We start from the raw sequence: 15854 nt of genomic DNA on the forward strand, positions 1-15854 counted from the left end.
AGTGGCGTCAGATCGGCTCGAGAGCGGCCCGCCGAGTCGCCCGGACGCCGCGCAGGAGGTCGAAGGTGAGCACGACGAGGGCGAGCCAGACGAGCGCGAAACCGATCCACCGTTCGAGCGGCATCGGTTCCGCCAGCACGACGACGCCGACGAGGAACTGGATGAACGGCGCGAAGTACTGGATGAATCCCATGTAGACGAGCGGGAGCCGCCGCGAGGCCGCCGCGAACAGCAGCAGCGGAACGGCGGTGACGGCGCCCGCGAGAAGCAGGAGGACCGTGTGCCAGACGCTCACCGTGCCGATGGTGAGGCCCGTGGTCATCGCGACGAACACGAGTTGGACCACCGCCAGCGGTGCGAGCCACATGGTCTCGATGGTGAGGCCCGACACGGCGTCGACCTTCGGCCCGATGCGTTTCTTGATGAGCCCGTAGAAGCCGAACGAGAACGCCAGCACGAGGGCGATCCACGGCAGCTGCCCGTAACCCAGCCCGAGCACCACGACCGCGACGATCGAGATGCCCACCGCGACCCACTGCGTCGCAGTGAGGCGCTCCCGCAGCACGAGCACGCCGAGGAATACCGTGACGATCGGGTTGATGAAGTACCCGAGCGCGGCTTCGACGACCTGTCCGGTGAGCGTCGCGAAGACGTAGGTCTGCCAGTTCACGAAGATCAGCAGGCCGGCAAGGCCCATCGTCAGCACGACGCGTCGGTCGCGCATGAGCACGGCGAACGGCCGCCACGCCCTGGTCACCATGATGAGCAGCGCACAGAATACGAGGGACAGCAGGACGCGCCACGCGACGATCTCGAAGGGACCCGACGGCGCGAGGGCGATGAAGTAGACGGGCAGGAATCCCCACAGCCCGTACGCGGCGACCGCGAATGCGAGCCCCGACCTGCTCGCAGGGCCGCGTGGGGCTGCGGGTGCGGGCGTCATGGCCTCAGGGCGATTCGTCACCGGTCCACGATACGCCTGCGTTCGGCTCCGGATGCGACGAGGCCCGGATGCCGCATGGGCATCCGGGCCTCGGACGATCGGGTTTCGACTACCGAACGACGACCGCGAGCACGTCGCGGGCCGACAGGACGAGGTAGTCCTCGCCGCCGTACTTCACCTCGGTGCCGCCGTACTTCGAGTAGATGACCTTGTCGCCGACGGCGACGTCGAGCGGAACGCGGTTGCCGTTGTCGTCGATGCGACCGGGGCCCACCGCCATGACCTCGCCCTCCTGGGGCTTCTCCTTGGCGGTGTCGGGGATCACGAGACCCGAAGCGGTGGTCTGCTCTGCCTCGACCTGCTTGATGACGATGCGATCCTCGAGCGGCTTGATGGAAACCGACACGGTTGACCCCTTCTCTAGTTGGAAAGTCTGTCTTGACGAAGACTGATTAGCAGCCTCACTGCGAGAGTGCTAAAGCGAGTCTAGGGGCGATTTGGCACTCGTGCAACGTGAGTGCCAGCCGTCGGCGGGCAGTGCTAGCGTGGCCGGGTGAACCGCGCCGAGCTCGTCGAACTCCTCTCCCCCGAGGGCCTGCGATTGCTCGACAGCCTGCCCGAATGGGACACGAAGGCGGACATCGTGCGCACGGTCGCCGCGCTCCGTCATGAGGGGCATCCGCCCGGCCTGGTGGCGACCGTGCTCAGCCAATCGAAGCTCCGTGCGAAGGCGCGCGCGAAGTTCGGCGAGTTCGCCTCGCGCATGCTCTTCACGGAAGCGGGCCTCGAGCAGGCCACGCGGCTCAAGGTCGCGGCACTGCACGCCGGTCGCTTCTCACGGGCCGGCGTCGGCCACGTCGCCGATCTCGGCTGCGGCATCGGCGGCGACGCGCTCGCGCTCGCGGCGGTCGACCTCGAGGTCACGGCGGCCGACGCCGACGAGGTGACGGCGGCGATCGCCGCCTACAACCTGACGCCGTTCCCGAGGGTGCGGGTGCTGCACGCCCGCGCCGAGGACGTGGCGCTCGGGGGGATCGGCGGCGCGTGGCTCGACCCCGCACGCCGCACGACCTCGGGCGGCACCACGACGCGGCTGACGGATGCCGCAGCGTATTCGCCGAGCCTCGACTTCGCGTTCGGGCTGGCCGATCGCATGCCCGTCGGGGTGAAGCTCGGGCCGGGCACCGACCGCGGGATCATCCCTCCCGACGCCGAGGCGCAGTGGGTCTCGGTCGACGGCGACGTGGTCGAGCTCGGGGTCTGGATGGGCAGCGTGGCGCGGCCGGGCATCCGGCGGGCGGCCCTGGTGATCCGCGACGAGCGCGCTGCCGAGCTCACGGCCGGCGGCGACAGTGAGGACGCCCCCGTCGGTCCGATCGGCGACTACGTGTACGAGCCCGACGGCTCGGTGATCCGGGCTCGTCTCATCGGCGACCTTGCCCGCGCGAACGGCGCGTGGATGATCAGCGCGGGCATCGCCTACCTGACGGCGGACACGCCGTTCGAGTCGCCCTTCGCGCGCGGCTTCCGGGTGCTCGAGCACCTGCCCGCCGACGAACGCCAGCTGCGTCAGGCGCTTGCGGCTCGTCACATCGGCACGCTCGAGATCAAGAAGCGCGGCGTCGACGTCGATCCCGCCGCCCTGCGCACGCGCCTGAAGCTCCGCGGCGACGAGCAGGCGACGATCGTGCTCACGCGCGAGGCGGGCCGGCACGTGGCGCTCCTCGTGGAGCGGCTCCGACCTCAGCTCGGCAGCGCGCCGAAGACGATCGCGTAGTAGCCGATCCACACGGCTGCGAACACGAGCCCCGCGATACCGGTGCCGATGCCGACGAACGCGAGCATTCGGCCCTCCGCCTCACGTCGCAGGCCGAGCACGCCGAACACGATGGCGGCGATCGAGAGCGGGAGCATCCAGCCCACGAACAGGGAGGCGAGCGCACCGATGGTGCCGAGTACGGCGGCGACCCAGCTGTAGATGCGTCGCTGCTGGGTGTCCTCCTCCACGGCGGCGGATGCCTCGTCGCCGAACGCGGGTCGATGCACCACGAGCAGCTGGCCCGTGGGCAGCGAACGCAACTCGCCGGTGTCGAACGGCACGTCGAACTCGCGCACCGCGGGGTCTGCGCGGAGCGTCGCCTCCGACGGAGGCTGCGGGGTGGGAATGGCCGGCTCCGCCGAAGGTTCGAGACCACCGGCGCCCGATGGCATCGCCTCGGATGGACGGGGTGTACGTGAAGGGACCTCGCCCTCGGGCGAGGCCCCTTCACGTTCGGACATCATTCGACCTCGAGGATCAGTAGGTGTAGTACGACGTGCTCGCGAACGCGACGATCCAGAGGATGATCGAGAGCAGGCCGATGGCGACGCCGATGAATCCGAGGATCATGCCCGTGAGCCACATGCCCTTGGCGGCGGGCTCCTTCTTCTTCCCGAGGAAGCCGAGCACCACGGCCGCACCCGGGATGATCAGCTGCATGATCCCGCCCACGATGGGGATGAACACCACGAAGAACCCGACGAGGCCCACGATGCCCGCGATGAGCGAGATCAGGCTGAGCACGGGCGTCGGCTTCGCCGCCGTCGTGGTGCCGTAGGCCGGGGCCACGTACCCGGGCTGCCCGTACCCGGGCTGCCCGTACCCGGGCTGACCATACCCGGGCTGCCCGTAGCCGGGCTCACCGTATCCCGGCTGCCGCGAGTCGGGCTGCGATGCCGCCGCCGAAGCCCCGTAGGCACCGGCGGGCGGCGGAGGCGGAGGCGTGGATGCACCGTAGGACGGACCTGACGGCGGCGCGGGCGGGGCCGGCGGCTCGGGCGCGGAGGGCACCTCGGGCGCCCCAGGGCCGCCCGGGGTCTCAGGGGTCGACGGCATTCCGGGGTAGGAGGGCTCCGACGGCGTCGGGAAGCCCGGCTCGGGCTCCGACGGGAAGGTCGGCTCCTCGGGCGTCGGAACGGTCGGCTCCTCGGGGGCCGGAACCGTCGGCTCCTCGGGGCTCGGGACCGTGGGCTCGTCGGGCCGCTTCGGCTCGTTCGGGGTGGTCGGGTCACTCATGGTGTTCGCCTTTCGCGAAGTCGAGGAATCGGGCGAGCGATCAGTAGTTGGTGATGACGCCGGACTGCCAGAGGGAGGCGAACACGGCGAAGAACAGGATCGTCAGGATGATGGCGATGACGATGCCCACGTAGCCGATGATGAGGCCGGCCACCGCCATGCCACGTCCCTGCTCACCGGTCTTCTTGATCTGGCCGAGCGCGATGTGCCCGCAGATGATGCCGACCAGGAATCCGATGCCCGAGAAGAGGCCGATGAGCGACGCCACGAGCGAGACGATCGCCAGCGTGTTCGTCTTGGCGCCAGAGGGCGTGGTCTGGCCGTACGCGGGTGAGCTGCCGTAGGCGGGAGCCGGCTGTGCGGGCGGCACGTAGCCGGGCTGGTCGGGAAGGTTCGGATCGGTCACGTTCGTGGTTCCCCTCGATGCTGTGGATTTCGTCGCCGCCCCATGCGGCGACGGCGCGATGCGCGCGTTCACGCGCGGCATCCGCTCACTACGTTGCACACACTATCGCGGTGGCTGCATCTCCGACAGCCTCACGCGCGGGGGCGTCACGCCTGGATATCGGTGACGGGAAGGGTGGAGTCGGCACCGAAATCCATCGACGACGGCGGATGCCCCGCCATGATGAGCTGCGCGCCGAGCTCGGCGATCATGGCACCGTTGTCGGTACAGAGCGACAGCGGGGGGATCCGCAGCGCGATGCCCGCCGCGGCGGCGCGCTCCGTGGCCACCTCGCGAAGCCTGGCGTTCGCGACGACACCTCCGCCGAGCAGGAGCCGGGGCACCCCCAGGTCGACGCAGGCGGCGACCGCCTTCGCCACGAGCACGTCGACGACCGCCTCGCGGAAGCTCGCCGCGACATCCGCGAGCGGGATGGGCTCCCTCGCCGCCACCCGTTGCTCCACCCAACGTGCGACCGCCGTCTTCAGCCCGGAGAAGCTGAAGTCGTAGCGGTGCGCCGCGAGGTCCTTCGGCTGGGTGAGCCCACGCGGGAAGCGGATCGCGTTCGGGTCGCCACCGATCGCGGCCCGATCGATCTCGGGGCCGCCGGGGTAGGGCAGGCCGAGCAGACGTGCGACCTTGTCGAACGCCTCGCCCGCCGCGTCGTCGACGGTCTCGCCGAGCAGCTCCACGTCGGACACCAGGTCGCGCACCAGGAGGAGCGAGGTGTGCCCGCCCGAGACGAGCAGCGCGACGGTCGGCGTCTCCAGCGGTGCCTCGTGGTCGAGCAGGTCGGCTCCGACGTGGCCGACGAGGTGGTTCACGGCGTACAGGGGGCGATCGAGCGCGACCGCGAGCGCCTTCGCGGCACCGACGCCGACCATCAGCGCGCCCGCGAGGCCGGGCCCGTTGGTGACCGCGACCGCGTCGACGTCGGCGAGCTCGATGTCGGCCTCGGCGAGCGCGGCGGCGATGGCGGGCCCGAGCGCCTCGAGGTGGGCGCGCGCGGCGACCTCGGGCACGACCCCGCCGTAGCGTGCGTGCTCCTCCATCGAGGACGCGATCACGTTGGCGAGCAGGTCGGTGCCGCGCACGATGCCGACACCCGTCTCGTCGCAGGACGTCTCGATGCCGAGTACGAGGGGCGCGTCGCGGTTCATGCGGTCGTTCCGGTTCCGGATGCCGCGGGGCGGGTGACCGCCGGCGGCACGGCGAGCCGCATCGAGATCGCGTCGACGCCGTCGGGCTGGTAGTAGCCGCGGCGCACGCCGATCTCCTCGAACCCGAGCGAGTCGTAGAGGGCGCGTGCGATCGGGTTGTCGGCGCGCACCTCCAGGAAGAGCTCGGCGAGGTGCCGGCGGCGGGCCTGGGTGATGAGCGCGTGCATGAGCCCGCGACCGAGGCCGATGCCGCGCGCGAACGGGGCGACGGCGATGGTCTGGACGTCGCCCTGGGCGCTCCCCGACGGTGCGAGCAGGCCGGCGTAGCCGAGAAGGCGCCGCTCGGGATCCTCCTCGTCGTCGTCGAACGCGACGAGGTAGTAGCCGTGGGGGCTCTCGAGCTCGCGTCGCATCGCGTCTTCGGGCCACGCATCGTTCACGAACGTCTCCCGCTCGAGGCGCATGATGGCCTCGAGGTCGGTGGGCTTGGCACGCCGCATGAGGACGCTCACTGCAGCACCCGCTTCCCGGCGGAGGGCGTGACGTCCGGTGCCCGCAGGTAGAGCGGCGCGTCATCGGTGAGCGGCAGGCGTCCGGAGGCGTAGGCGAGTTCGGCGAGCATGCCGATCGCAACGGCGGGCACTGTGGCCGCGTCGAGACGGATGCCTCGTGCGTCGGGCACGGCGTCGCGTGGCACGAGCCGCGGACCGTCGGCACGCACCGGGAGGAGGTCGCCGTCGAGGCCGTCGTACTCGGAGATCGCGAACTCCCGACGGCGCGCATCGGTGACGACCTGCAGCGGGCCGATGCCGCCCTGGCGGTACCAGGACCAGGCGACCGCGTCGTGGCTCACGATCGGCACGAACGGTTTCGAGATGCCGAGCGCGAACGCGTGCGCCGCGGCGATGCCGACGCGCAGGCCGGTGAAGGGGCCCGGCCCCATTCCAGCCGCGACTCCCGAGAGGTCGCTGGCCCGCACACCCGCAGCCGCCAGCGCGTCTCGGATGAATCCGCCCACCACTTCGGCATGCCGCATGGTGTCGGCGGTGCCCGTCTCGGCGAGAAGGCGCAACTCACCAGTGGCTGCGTCGCGATCGACGACGGCGACACTCGTGCCCGTCGAGGTGTCGATCGCGAGGAGCATGGATCCAAGCCTACTGGCCGGCGTCGAACCGGCTCTCCGCCCAGCGCGGGCCGTGGCCGCTCACCTCGAGCACCCGCGGCTCGTCGGCGCCGAGGAGCTCGGCGTCGGCGGCATCCGTCATCGCGTTCCCGCCGGTGCCCGCGCCTTCAGGGCGCACGATGACGACATCGAGCCACGACTCGGCCACGTCGTCGAGGAGCCCGGCCCCCCACTCGACCACCACCACGGCGTGCTCGAAGTCGAGGTCGAGGTCGTCGAGGAGCTCGGGGCTGCCGAGCCGGTACGCGTCGACGTGCACGAGTGGCGGACCGCCGACGAGGCTCGGATGCGTGCGTGCGAGGACGAACGTGGGGCTCTGCACCGGTCCGCGCACTCCGAGGCCGGCACCGAGCCCGCGCGTCAGCGTGGTCTTGCCAGCCCCCAGCGGCCCGGTCAGCACCACGAGGTCGCCGGCGCGCAGGCCCGCGCCGAGTTCGCGTCCGAACGCCTCCATGGCGGCGGTGTCGGGGATGTCGATGCGCATCACGGCCCGCCGACGTACGTGCGCGGCACACGGGGACCGATGCGCGTGACGATCTCGTAGCCGATGGTGTCGGCCGCGTCGCCCCAGTCATCGGCCGACGGGGCGCCGGTCGCGGGGTCGCCGAAGAGCACGACCTCGTCGCCGACCGCCACCGCGTCGTTGCCGACGTCGACCAGGAACTGGTCCATCGCGATGCGTCCGACCACGCGGCGCCGACCGCCGGCGAGCCATACCTCGGCACGGCCCGACGCCTGCCGGGGCACGCCATCGGCGTAGCCCATCGGCACCAGTGCGAGGGTGGTGGGGCGCGGTGCCCGCCACGCGTGGCCGTAGGAGACCCCGGTGCCCGCGTCGATGCGGCGGACGGCCGCCACCCGGCCGCGCAGGGTCATCGCCGGGCGCAGCCCGAGATCGGCTGCCGTCGTGCCGTCGCCGAAGGGCGGGATGCCGTAGAGGCCGATGCCGAGGCGCACCAGGTCGTAGCGGGACTCGGGCCGCCGCATCGCCCCGGCGGTCGACGCGATGTGCCGCAGCTCGGGGGCGAGTCCGGCGGCGGATGCCGCGGCGAGCGCCTGCTCGAAGGCGGCGAGTTGCGCCGCGTCCTCCTCGGCCGAGGTGTTCGCGAGGTGGCTGAAGATGCCGCGCACGCCGATCCGACCGGCCCGTTCCAGGTCGACAGCGGCCGCCACCGCCTCATCCCACGCCTCGGCCGAGATGCCGTTGCGGCTCAGCCCGGTGTCGATCTTCAGGTGGACCATGGCTCGTCTGCCGACGGACGCCGCGGCATCCGCGATGGCCACGAGCTGGCCGAGCGACGAGACGCCGAGGTCGACATCGCGCTCGACCGCCGGCCCGAAGGCGGCGTCGGGATCGTGCAGCCAGGCGAGCACGGGCGCGTCGATCCCGGCCTCGCGCAGCGCCAGCGCCTCGGCGAGGTCGGCGACCCCGATCCACGACGCGCCCCCCGCGAGCGCGGCGCGCGCCACGGGGACGGCACCGTGTCCGTACGCGTCGGCCTTCACCACGGCCATCGCCTGCGCCGGCGCGACGAGACGCGCGAGGTGCGCCACGTTGTCACGGATGGCGCCGAGGTCGACGAGCGCCTCGCGGAACGGCCGCGGCGCGACATCCACCCGCGGGGCCTCGCTCACGCGGAGCCCCGCTCGGACTCGAGCACGACGAACGCGCTCGCGATGCCCGCATCGTGGCTCATGGAGAGGTGCACGCGGTCGATGCCGCGCGCCCGCACGTGCTCGGCCAGGTCCCCCGAGAGCTCGAAGTCGGGATTGCCCTCGGCATCCTGGACGACGCGCATGTCATGCCAGCGGATGACGGCATGACCGCCGAGCGCCTTGATGAGCGACTCCTTCGCTGCGAAGCGGGCGGCGAGCGAGCGCGGCTGCCGGTCGCGTTCGCTCTCGGCGAACAGGCGCTCGACGAGCCCCGGGGTGCGGATGATCGAACGCTCGAAGCGCGCGATGTCGACGACGTCGATGCCGATGCCGACGATCACCGTGCCTCCAGCCCCCGGGCCAGCCGGCTCATTCCACCGTCACGGACTTCGCGAGGTTGCGCGGCTGGTCGACGTCGAGCCCCTTCGCCTCCGCGAGCTCCATCGCGAAGATCTGGAGCGGCACGACCGCGAGGAGCGGTTCGAACAGCGGCGCGGCCAGCGGGATGCGGAGCACCTCGTCGGCGAACGGCAGCACCGCGGCGTCGCCCTCTTCGGCGATCGCGATGACGCGGGCGCCCCGGGCGCGGATCTCCTGGATGTTCGAGACGACCTTGGGGTGCAGGTTCGCCGATCCGCGTGGGCTCGGCACCACGACGAAGACGGGCTGGCCCGGCTCGATGAGGGCGATCGGGCCGTGCTTGAGCTCGCCAGCGGCGAAGCCCTCCGCGTGGATGTACGCAAGTTCCTTGAGCTTCAGCGCACCCTCGAGCGCGATCGGGTAGCCGACATGCCGGCCGAGGAACAGTACCGACCGTGTGTCGGCCATCCAGTGCGCGAGCTGACCGACCTGCTCGGACACCTCGAGCACCGCCTGCAGCTTCTCGGGCACCGCCTGCAGCTCGGCCAGCTGGTGCGCGATCTCGTCGGCGTCGAGCGTGCCGCGCACGCGCGCGAGGTGGAGGCCGAACAGGTACAGGGCCGCGATCTGCGCGACGAACGCCTTCGTGGAGGCCACCGCGACCTCGGGGCCGGCGTGCGTGTAGACGACCGCGTCGGACTCGCGCGGGATCGTGGCGCCCTGCGTGTTGCAGACCGAGATCGTGCGTGCGCCCATCTCCCGGGCGTACTTCACGGCCATCAGGGTGTCCATCGTCTCGCCCGACTGACTGATCGACACGACCAGGGTGTCGGCGTCGAGCACGGGCTCGCGATAGCGGAACTCGTGGCTGAGCTCCACCTCGACGGGCACCCGCGCCCACTGCTCGATGGCGTACTTCGCGACCATGCCCGCGTAGGCGGCCGTGCCGCACGCGATCACGGTGATGCGGCGGATGGCCCGCAGCTCGTCGTCGCCGAAGTCCGCCAGTTCGGGGATCACGGCCTGCCCGTCGACGATGCGACCGAGCAGGGTGTTCCGAACCGCCTCGGGCTGCTCGGAGACCTCCTTGCGCATGAAGGACGACCACCCGCCCTTCTCGGCGGCCGACGCGTCCCACGCGACGTCGAACGGCTCGACCTCCACCGCGTCGCCCGCGAAGTCGGTCACCGTGACGTCGTCGGCGGTGATCGTGACGATCTGGTCCTGGCCGATCGCGACGGCGCGCTTCGTGAACTCGACGAAGGCCGCGACATCCGACCCGAGGAAGTTCTCACCGTCGCCGAGGCCGATGACGAGCGGGGAGTTGCGCCGCGCGCCGACCACGACGCCGGGCTGGTCGCGGTGCACGGCGAGCAGCGTGAAGGCGCCGTCGAGGCGGGACACTGTGGCCCGGAAGGCCTCGGTGAGCTCGCCGATGCGCCGGTACTCGCGCCCGAGGAGCACGGCGGCCACCTCGGTGTCGGTCTCGCTCTCGAACGCGTAGCCCTCGGCGAGGAGCTCGTCCTTCAGCTCGGAGAAGTTCTCGATGATGCCGTTGTGGATGAGGGCGAGCCGGCCCTCGTCGCCGAGGTGCGGGTGGGCGTTGCGGTCGGTGGGGCCACCGTGCGTGGCCCAGCGGGTGTGCCCGATGCCGGTACCGCCGCGATGCAGGGGCGTGGCCTCGAGGTCGTCGGCGAGCACCTGCAGCTTGCCCGCCCGCTTCGCGGTCTCGATGACGCCGTCATCGTCGACGATGGCGACCCCCGCCGAGTCGTATCCGCGATATTCGAGGCGGCGAAGGCCTCCCATGAGCACGTCGAGGCTGTTGCGCTCTCCGACGTATCCGACGATTCCACACATGGAGGCGATTCTAGTGTCGCGCTGCTGTGCACCTGCCGCGTGCGTCCCCAGCCGGGCTCGCCCGCGGCCTCGCACCGGGCGGGGGCGCCGGCGACGGTCGGCGCACCGGCTCGGCGACACTAGACTGTCACGGTGCTGGATCCGCAGAGCCCGTCGCCGCACGCCGCGCAGATCACGCCGTTCGTCGAGCTGGATCGAGCGAGCTGGGCCGCCCTGGCCCCGTCGATGCCGTCGCCGCTCAGCGAGATCGAGATCGTGCAACTCCGCGGCCTCGGGGAGCCGCTCGACCTCCGGGAGGTCGCCGAGGTCTACCTGCCGCTCAGCCGCCTGCTCAATCTGTACGTCGGCGGCACGAAGTCGCTGCACGACGTCACGAGCGAGTTCCTCCGCACGCGCCCCGAGCCGACGCCGTTCGTCATCGGGGTTGCGGGCTCGGTCGCCGTCGGCAAGTCCACCATCGCGCGTCTCCTCCGTGAGCTCCTCGCCCGGTGGGAGCACACCCCGCGCGTCGAGTTGGTGACGACCGACGGATTCCTCTTCCCGAATGCAGAGCTCGAGCGACGCGGGCTCATGGGGCGCAAGGGGTTCCCCGAGTCCTACGACCGGCGCGCGCTGCTCCGGTTCGTGAGCGACGTGAAAGCCGGGGCGGCCGCCGTGCGGGCGCCGTTCTACTCGCACCTGGCCTACGACATCGTGCCCGACGCGTGGATCACGGTGCGTCGCCCCGACGTGCTCATCATCGAGGGCCTCAACGTGCTGCAGCCGCCCGGCCCGGGGCATCGCCTCGCCGTGAGCGACCTGTTCGACTTCACCATCTACGTCGATGCCCGCACGAGCGACATCGCCAGATGGTACGAGGAGCGATTCCTGAAGCTCCAGCGCGGCGCGTTCTCGAATCCGCGTTCCTACTTCCACCGGTACGCGAGCCTCACCGAGGACGAGGCGCGTCAGCGGGCACGCGCGATCTGGCACGAGATCAACGAGCCGAACCTGCTGCAGAACATCCGGCCAACCCGGTCGCGCGCGTCGCTGGTGCTGCGTAAGAGCGCCGACCACACCGTCTCGAACGTGCTGCTGCGCAAGCTCTGAGTCGGGCTCAGCGTGCGAGCCGAGCGCGAACCACGTCGGCGAGCACTTCAGCGTGTCGTTCGGCCGTATCCTGATCGGCTGCTTCGACCATGACGCGCACCATGGGCTCGGTGCCCGACGGGCGCAGGAGCACGCGGCCCGAATCGCCCAGTTCGGCCTCCGCCGCGGCCACGGCGGCGGCGATCTCGGCGTCCTGGTGCATGGCGTTGTGGTCGACCCCGCGAACGTTCACCAGCACCTGCGGGTACACGGTCATCACCGACGCCAGCTCGGCCAGGGACCTGCCGGTGCGGTTGAGCTCGGCGGCGAGGTGCAGTCCGGTGAGAACCCCGTCACCGGTGGTGGCGAACTCGGTCATGATCACGTGGCCCGACTGCTCGCCGCCGAGCGCCAGGCCCTCGGCAGCCAGCGCCTCGAGCACGTAGCGGTCGCCGACCTTGGTCTCGATCACGCGGATGCCGCGATCGGCCATGGCCCGGCGCAGGCCCAGGTTCGACATCACGGTGACCACGAGCGTGTCATCGGTGAGGTGCCCGCGATCGTGCATCGAGAGCGCGAGGATCGCCATGATCTGGTCGCCGTCGACGATACTGCCGTCGGCGTCCACGGCGAGGCAGCGGTCGGCGTCGCCGTCGTGCGCGATGCCGAGATCCGCGCCGTGCTCGAGGACGGCCGAGCGGAGCGGCTCGAGGTGCGTCGAGCCGACGCCGTCGTTGATGTTCATGCCGTCGGGGTCGGCCCCGATGACGATCACCTCTGCGCCGGCGTCGCGGAACGTCTCGGGTGACACCCCGGCGGCCGCGCCGTGCGCGCAGTCGAGGACGACCTTGAGTCCCTCGAGCCGGTTCGGCAGCGTGCTCAGCAGGTGAACGACGTACCGGTCTTCGGCGTCGGCGAATCGGCGGATACGCCCGACGCCGTCTCCGACAGGGGCGAGCTTCTGCTTGCCGAGGAAGGACTCGATGCGGTCCTCGACCTCGTCGGGAAGCTTCGTGCCCCCGAACGAGAAGAACTTGATGCCGTTGTCGGGTGCCGGATTGTGCGATGCCGAGATCATGACGCCGAAGTCGGCGCCGATGGAGTCGATCAGGAACGCGGTCGCGGGCGTCGGGATGACGCCGGCGTCGAGCACGTCGACGCCAGAACTGGCGAGGCCGGCCGAAACGGCCGCGGTGAGGAATTCACCGGAGACGCGGGGGTCGCGCGCGACGACCGCGACGGGGCGGCGACCAGCCGCCCGGAGCTCGTCGGCGTGACGACCACGCGTGAGCACCGCTGCGGCTGCCTGGGCGAGGCCCAGGGCCAGGTCAGCCGTGAGGTCACGGTTGGCCAGGCCCCGGACCCCGTCGGTTCCGAAGAGCCGAGGCATACGGAGAACCGGAGGCCCGGATCAGCGCTTCGAGAACTGGGGCGCCTTGCGGGCCTTCTTGAGGCCTGCCTTCTTGCGCTCGATGACGCGCGCGTCGCGCGTGAGGAAGCCGGACTTCTTCAGCGTCGCACGGTTGTTCTCACGGTCGATCTCGTTGAGCGCACGAGCGATCGCGAGGCGCAGCGCGCCGGCCTGGCCCGAGGGGCCGCCGCCGGTGATGCGGGCGGTCACGTCGTACGAGCCGGCGAGCTCGAGCACCGTGAACGGGTCGGTGATGAGCTGCTGGTGCAGCTTGTTGGGGAAGTAGTCCGCGAACTCACGGCCGTTGACCGTGATGGTGCCGGCGCCGGGGACGACGCGCACGCGGGCGATGGCCTGCTTGCGGCGGCCGACGGCCGCGCCCGAGACGTTGAGCACGGGGCGGGGGGTGGCGGGAGCGTCCGCGGGGGCGCTCTCGGTCGTGTAGCTCTCGGGAGCCGCTTCGATCTGGTCTGCGATCTTCGCCATGGTGATGTGAATCCTTATTTCGAGAACGTCGAGTGCGCCGAGTTACTGGGCGACCTGGGTGAGGGTGTACGGCTTCGGCTGCTGGGCCGCGTGCGGGTGCTCCGGTCCGGCGTAGACCTTCAGCTTCTTCAGCTGCTGGCGGCCGAGCGAGTTCTTGGGGAGCATGCCGCGGATCGCCTTCTCGACGGCGCGCACGGGGTTCTTCTCGAGGAGCTCGGCGTAGCCGACGGCCTTGAGGCCGCCCGGGTAACCCGAGTGACGGTAGGCCTTCTTCTGCTCGAGCTTCTGGCCGGTGAGGGCCACCTTGTCGGCGTTGACGATGATGACGAAGTCACCGGTGTCGACGTGGCTGGCGAAGATCGGCTTGTGCTTGCCACGGAGGAGTGCGGCCGAGTGGCTCGCGAGACGGCCGAGCACGACGTCGGTGGCGTCGATGACGACCCAGTCGCGCTGGATCTCGTTCGGCTTCGGGGTGTAGGTGCGCGTCACGGAAGTGCTGCTTTCTGATCGAGTGAGGAGTTCGTGAATCCCGCTCCGTGGGGTGTTCGGTCGCGATGCTGTCGAACGCCCGGATGGAGGGCTCATGATCGGGCACCGACACAGGTGGCGGCACCAAAGAGACAGCTTAGCCGACGATGCCTTCGGCGTGCAATTCGCGACGCGCCCGAGTCTGGGCGGCACGCGCCTCCAGCTCGGCGTCGTCGGGGTAGCCCACCTCGGTGAGCACGAGTCCCTTGGCGGGCATCACCTTGAACGCGCTGGTCCGCTCGGCGGCACGGAGCAGGACGAGCGGGTCGGATGCCTCGAGCCGACCCTCCCCCACGGCGACGCACGCTCCGACGAGCGCACGCACCATCGAGTGGCAGAACGCGTCCGCCTGGAGCGAGGCGACGAGGACGCCGTCCTCGCTCCGCCGCCAGGCGTACGACTGCAACGTCCTGATGGTCGTCGCCCCCTCGCGCGGTCGGCAGAACGCCGCGAAGTCGTGCAGGCCCATCAGCGAGTTCGCCGCGGCATCCATCGCGTCGAGGTCGAGCGTCCGCAGGACCACGACGGTGCGCCGCCGCTCGAGCGGGTCGCGCATGGCGGATGCGTCGGCAACGCGGTACTCGTAGCGACGCCACAGCGCCGAGAACCGGGCGTCGAACCCCGCGGGCGCGCGCTCCGAATGGGTGATCACGACGTCGGCGTCCGCGCCGATGATGCCGGTGAGGCGTCGGCCGAGCGCGGCCTCGGGTGTCGCGTCGGGATCCTGCCCACGCCGCGGCCGGGCCACGGCGGTCAGCGCCGCCTCCGAGACGTCGAGGTGCGCGATCTGTCCGAGTGCGTGCACGCCGGCGTCGGTGCGTCCGGCGACCGTGAGGCGAGGCACTTCGCCGGTGCGGCGGAAGAGCGTGGCGAGAGCGTCCTCGAGCACGCCCTGCACCGTCCGCAGCCCGGGTTGGCGGCTCCAGCCGGTGAACTCGGTGCCGTCGTAGGCGATACCGAGGCGTACCCGGACGACGGATGCCGCGGCATCCGTCACGTCGTCGGCGCCGTCGCCCACAGGGTCGGCCATCTCACTCACGCTCCAAGCCTAGACGCGGGCGCAGGCCCGCCCGGGGACGGCCAAGGGCCCGGATGCGCGGCATCCGGGCCCTCGACAGGTACTGCGACTACTTGGCCTCGACGGGCTCCTCGGCGGGAGCCTCCGACGACTCGGTCTCGGACGCCTCGGAACCCGCGGCCTCGTCGACGGCGGCTTCGGACCCCGTCACGACCTCGGCGGGGGTCTCCTCGGTCGTCGACTCCTCGGCGGGCGTCTCGTCGGCGGTCGCTGCGGCAGCCGGCTTGGCGGAGCGCTGCTTCTTCACGACCGGCTCGAGCACGAGCTCGATGACCGCCATGGGGGCGTTGTCGCCCTTGCGGTAGCCGACCTTCGTGATGCGGGTGTAGCCGCCCTCGCGGTCGGCCACCTGCGGCGCGATGATCGTGAAGAGCTCGTGCACGACCGACTTGTCGCCGATCACGCCGAGCACGCGGCGACGCGCGTGCAGGTCGCCGCGCTTCGCGAACGTGATGAGCCGCTCAGCGAGCGGACGCAGGCGCTTGGCCTTCGTCTCGGTGGTGGTGATCCGCTTGTGCGTGAAGAGCGCAGCGGCGAGGTTCGCGAGCAGGAGCCGCTCGTGCGCGGGACCGCCTCCGAGGCGGGGACCCTTGGTGGGCTTCGGCATGGTTCGTTATCTCC

General features: G+C 71.1%; 19 protein-coding genes. 2 read left to right on the forward strand and 17 right to left on the reverse strand.

Annotated features, from left to right (window positions below):
- Positions 1 to 7: 7 nt before the first annotated feature.
- Both rarD and groES read right to left on the reverse strand, forming a co-directional pair.
- Entirely contained in the window at positions 8 to 943 is a 936-nt protein-coding gene (gene rarD / locus AB0K73_RS08545; protein WP_360517134.1) for an EamA family transporter RarD, read from the reverse strand.
- Between the two features lie 109 nt (positions 944 to 1052).
- The gene (gene groES / locus AB0K73_RS08550) at positions 1053 to 1349 is read right to left on the reverse strand and encodes a co-chaperone GroES (RefSeq protein WP_360516640.1); all 297 of its coding nucleotides are present in this window, start codon (positions 1347 to 1349) and stop codon (positions 1053 to 1055) included.
- Between the two features lie 147 nt (positions 1350 to 1496).
- Between groES and AB0K73_RS08555 the strand changes: the two genes are divergently transcribed.
- Entirely contained in the window at positions 1497 to 2720 is a 1224-nt protein-coding gene (locus tag AB0K73_RS08555; RefSeq protein ID WP_360516637.1) for a class I SAM-dependent methyltransferase, read from the forward strand.
- Here the strand turns inward: AB0K73_RS08555 and AB0K73_RS08560 are convergent.
- The 10 genes from AB0K73_RS08560 to glmS all read right to left on the reverse strand — a co-directional run bounded on the left by AB0K73_RS08560 (position 2687) and on the right by glmS (position 10662).
- The gene (locus tag AB0K73_RS08560) at positions 2687 to 3154 is read right to left on the reverse strand and encodes a DUF4190 domain-containing protein (protein WP_360516634.1); all 468 of its coding nucleotides are present in this window, start codon (positions 3152 to 3154) and stop codon (positions 2687 to 2689) included. The genes AB0K73_RS08555 and AB0K73_RS08560 overlap by 34 nt on opposite strands.
- Positions 3155 to 3239: 85 nt before the next feature.
- Positions 3240 to 3998, reverse strand: a complete 759-nt coding sequence (locus tag AB0K73_RS08565) for a hypothetical protein (protein ID WP_360516631.1) — start codon at positions 3996 to 3998, stop codon at positions 3240 to 3242.
- 40 nt (positions 3999 to 4038) lie between these two features.
- Complete coding sequence (locus AB0K73_RS08570; RefSeq protein WP_360516628.1) at positions 4039 to 4404, reverse strand: DUF4190 domain-containing protein; 366 nt, start codon at positions 4402 to 4404, stop codon at positions 4039 to 4041.
- A 146-nt stretch (positions 4405 to 4550) separates the two neighbouring features.
- The gene (gene tsaD / locus AB0K73_RS08575) at positions 4551 to 5603 is read right to left on the reverse strand and encodes a tRNA (adenosine(37)-N6)-threonylcarbamoyltransferase complex transferase subunit TsaD (RefSeq protein WP_360516625.1); all 1053 of its coding nucleotides are present in this window, start codon (positions 5601 to 5603) and stop codon (positions 4551 to 4553) included.
- Positions 5600 to 6115 (reverse strand): ribosomal protein S18-alanine N-acetyltransferase, encoded by a 516-nt coding sequence (gene rimI, locus AB0K73_RS08580; protein WP_360516622.1) that lies wholly within the window; start codon positions 6113 to 6115, stop codon positions 5600 to 5602. The genes tsaD and rimI overlap by 4 nt, the downstream gene beginning before the upstream one ends.
- Positions 6112 to 6747 carry a tRNA (adenosine(37)-N6)-threonylcarbamoyltransferase complex dimerization subunit type 1 TsaB gene (tsaB, locus tag AB0K73_RS08585; protein ID WP_360516619.1) on the reverse strand — a complete coding sequence of 212 codons (636 nt, stop codon included), beginning with the start codon at positions 6745 to 6747 and terminating at the stop codon, positions 6112 to 6114. The genes rimI and tsaB overlap by 4 nt, the downstream gene beginning before the upstream one ends.
- A 10-nt stretch (positions 6748 to 6757) precedes the next feature.
- Positions 6758 to 7270, reverse strand: coding sequence for a tRNA (adenosine(37)-N6)-threonylcarbamoyltransferase complex ATPase subunit type 1 TsaE (gene tsaE, locus AB0K73_RS08590; RefSeq protein WP_360516616.1), 513 nt, complete (start codon positions 7268 to 7270; stop codon positions 6758 to 6760).
- On the reverse strand, positions 7270 to 8421 hold the full coding sequence (gene alr, locus AB0K73_RS08595) for an alanine racemase (protein WP_360516613.1): 1152 nt from the start codon (positions 8419 to 8421) through the stop codon (positions 7270 to 7272). The genes tsaE and alr overlap by 1 nt, the downstream gene beginning before the upstream one ends.
- Positions 8418 to 8783: a holo-ACP synthase gene (locus AB0K73_RS08600; protein ID WP_360516610.1), complete on the reverse strand. Its 366-nt coding sequence runs from the start codon at positions 8781 to 8783 to the stop codon at positions 8418 to 8420. The genes alr and AB0K73_RS08600 overlap by 4 nt, the downstream gene beginning before the upstream one ends.
- Positions 8784 to 8811: 28 nt before the next feature.
- Positions 8812 to 10662: a glutamine--fructose-6-phosphate transaminase (isomerizing) gene (gene glmS / locus AB0K73_RS08605; protein WP_360516607.1), complete on the reverse strand. Its 1851-nt coding sequence runs from the start codon at positions 10660 to 10662 to the stop codon at positions 8812 to 8814.
- 132 nt (positions 10663 to 10794) lie between these two features.
- On the opposite strand from glmS, the gene coaA reads away from it, so the two are divergent.
- Positions 10795 to 11751, forward strand: a complete 957-nt coding sequence (gene coaA, locus AB0K73_RS08610) for a type I pantothenate kinase (protein WP_360516604.1) — start codon at positions 10795 to 10797, stop codon at positions 11749 to 11751.
- 7 nt (positions 11752 to 11758) lie between these two features.
- On the opposite strand, the gene glmM is transcribed toward coaA, so the two are convergent.
- The 5 genes from glmM to rplQ all read right to left on the reverse strand — a co-directional run bounded on the left by glmM (position 11759) and on the right by rplQ (position 15840).
- Positions 11759 to 13120 carry a phosphoglucosamine mutase gene (gene glmM / locus AB0K73_RS08615; protein WP_360516601.1) on the reverse strand — a complete coding sequence of 454 codons (1362 nt, stop codon included), beginning with the start codon at positions 13118 to 13120 and terminating at the stop codon, positions 11759 to 11761.
- Between the two features lie 21 nt (positions 13121 to 13141).
- Positions 13142 to 13627 (reverse strand): 30S ribosomal protein S9, encoded by a 486-nt coding sequence (gene rpsI / locus AB0K73_RS08620; protein ID WP_360516598.1) that lies wholly within the window; start codon positions 13625 to 13627, stop codon positions 13142 to 13144.
- Between the two features lie 42 nt (positions 13628 to 13669).
- Positions 13670 to 14116, reverse strand: coding sequence for a 50S ribosomal protein L13 (gene rplM / locus AB0K73_RS08625; RefSeq protein WP_360516595.1), 447 nt, complete (start codon positions 14114 to 14116; stop codon positions 13670 to 13672).
- Positions 14117 to 14252: 136 nt separating this feature from the next.
- Complete coding sequence (gene truA, locus AB0K73_RS08630; protein WP_360517131.1) at positions 14253 to 15185, reverse strand: tRNA pseudouridine(38-40) synthase TruA; 933 nt, start codon at positions 15183 to 15185, stop codon at positions 14253 to 14255.
- Positions 15186 to 15282: 97 nt separating this feature from the next.
- The gene (gene rplQ, locus AB0K73_RS08635) at positions 15283 to 15840 is read right to left on the reverse strand and encodes a 50S ribosomal protein L17 (protein ID WP_360516592.1); all 558 of its coding nucleotides are present in this window, start codon (positions 15838 to 15840) and stop codon (positions 15283 to 15285) included.
- Between the last annotated feature and the right edge of the window lie 14 nt (positions 15841 to 15854).

The sequence above is a fragment of the Agromyces sp. NPDC052230 genome (genome assembly GCF_040679595.1).
Classification (GTDB): Bacteria; Actinomycetota; Actinomycetes; order Actinomycetales; family Microbacteriaceae; genus Agromyces.

What these genes read in the sequence shown, in the direction of transcription:
- rarD (WP_360517134.1), bottom strand. Translation starts at nt 943, where the DNA reads ATGACGCCCGCACCCGCAGCCCCACGCGGCCCTGCGAGCAGGTCGGGG.
- AB0K73_RS08560 (WP_360516634.1), bottom strand. Translation starts at nt 3,154, where the DNA reads ATGCCATCGGGCGCCGGTGGTCTCGAACCTTCGGCGGAGCCGGCCATT.
- AB0K73_RS08565 (WP_360516631.1), bottom strand. Translation starts at nt 3,998, where the DNA reads ATGAGTGACCCGACCACCCCGAACGAGCCGAAGCGGCCCGACGAGCCC.
- tsaD (WP_360516625.1), bottom strand. Translation starts at nt 5,603, where the DNA reads ATGAACCGCGACGCGCCCCTCGTACTCGGCATCGAGACGTCCTGCGAC.
- tsaB (WP_360516619.1), bottom strand. Translation starts at nt 6,747, where the DNA reads ATGCTCCTCGCGATCGACACCTCGACGGGCACGAGTGTCGCCGTCGTC.
- tsaE (WP_360516616.1), bottom strand. Translation starts at nt 7,270, where the DNA reads ATGCGCATCGACATCCCCGACACCGCCGCCATGGAGGCGTTCGGACGC.
- glmS (WP_360516607.1), bottom strand. Translation starts at nt 10,662, where the DNA reads ATGTGTGGAATCGTCGGATACGTCGGAGAGCGCAACAGCCTCGACGTG.
- glmM (WP_360516601.1), bottom strand. Translation starts at nt 13,120, where the DNA reads ATGCCTCGGCTCTTCGGAACCGACGGGGTCCGGGGCCTGGCCAACCGT.
- rpsI (WP_360516598.1), bottom strand. Translation starts at nt 13,627, where the DNA reads ATGGCGAAGATCGCAGACCAGATCGAAGCGGCTCCCGAGAGCTACACG.
- truA (WP_360517131.1), bottom strand. Translation starts at nt 15,185, where the DNA reads ATGGCCGACCCTGTGGGCGACGGCGCCGACGACGTGACGGATGCCGCG.
- rplQ (WP_360516592.1), bottom strand. Translation starts at nt 15,840, where the DNA reads ATGCCGAAGCCCACCAAGGGTCCCCGCCTCGGAGGCGGTCCCGCGCAC.